At 68.3% G+C, this 1,163-nt stretch carries 2 protein-coding genes; both read left to right on the forward strand.

Annotated elements, in window-relative coordinates; genetic code table 11:
• On the forward strand, positions 1 to 302 hold a 302-nt coding region (locus tag KME77_RS02325), incomplete at its 5' end, for a transposase (RefSeq protein ID WP_219461216.1).
• 112 nt (positions 303 to 414) lie between these two features.
• Positions 415 to 1,163: transposase (locus KME77_RS02330; protein ID WP_219461218.1), on the forward strand; the 749-nt coding region annotated here is incomplete at its 3' end.

The raw sequence follows: 1,163 nt of genomic DNA on the forward strand, positions 1-1,163 counted from the left end.
CGTTCCCCGCCGCCCCGGCCATCGTGGTGATCTGCGACAACGACAGCATCCACCACGCCAAAATCGTCACCGCCTACCTGGCCGAGCACCCTCGCCTGGAGCTGCTGTACGCAGCGCGCTACAGCCCGCACGACAACCCGGTCGAACGCATCTGGGCAGCGTTGAAGGCGTTCATCGCCAACACCGCCGTCACCTGGCCCGGACGCCTGAGACAGATCCACGCCTTCTTCTGCACCCGCTCACCCGACCAGCTCCTGACCGCCGCGATCCCCGAGGTCAGCCCCTGGCTCCCCGCCGGTTAAAAGCGGAATTATTGGAATGCCGCTTAGAGCGTCGGTCATGTAGCTTCGGCGGGATGTGGTACCTCTTCCTGATCGCGTCTTTGGTCGGGGTCAGGGAGAGGATCCGTGATTCATGCGTCCCAGAACGTGGCAGCCGCCGGTGGAGCCGTCCCGGGCCGAGCAGACCATCCTCAAGGCGATCAAGCGGGCCAAGCTGTTCGTCTTCCTGCGCCTGCACCGGCACGAACTGTTCAACGAGGCCTTTCAGCAGGAGCTGGCCGGCCTGTACGACGACGCCAGCAAGGGTCATCCGCCGGTGCCGCCCGCGCAGCTGGCGCTGGCGTTGATCCTGCAGGCCTATGCCGGGGTCTCCGATGATGAGGTGATCGAGGCCACGGTGATGGATCGGCGCTGGCAGCTGGTGCTCAACTGCCTGGATGCCGAGCGGCCGCCGTTCGCCAAGGGCACCCTGGTGGGCTTTCAGCGGCGGCTGATCGAGGCGAACGCCGATCGGCGGCTGATCGAGCAGACCATCGAGATCGCCTCATCCAGTGGCGGGTTCGGGCCGCGGACGTTACGCGCCGCGCTGGACTCCAGCCCGTTATGGGGAGCCGGGCGGGTGGAGGACACCTGGAATCTGATGGGACATGCCCTGCGTAAAGCCGTGGGCATGATCGCGCGCCGGCAGGGGTGGGGGCCGGCGGAGAACAGGCAGGACGCCATCGCGCGGGTCGCAGCGGCGGCGGGGGCGCCGCAGCTGGCCGCCTCCAGCCTGAAGGCCGCGCTGGATGCCGACTGGGACGACCCGGCCGCCCGCGCCCAGGCCCTGGCGGTGGTGCTGGAGTGCCTGAGCGCGGTGGAGACGTTCATCGCCGCACAGCC

The organism is Nonomuraea rhizosphaerae, assembly GCF_019396405.1.
Classification (GTDB): domain Bacteria; phylum Actinomycetota; class Actinomycetes; order Streptosporangiales; family Streptosporangiaceae; genus Nonomuraea; species Nonomuraea rhizosphaerae.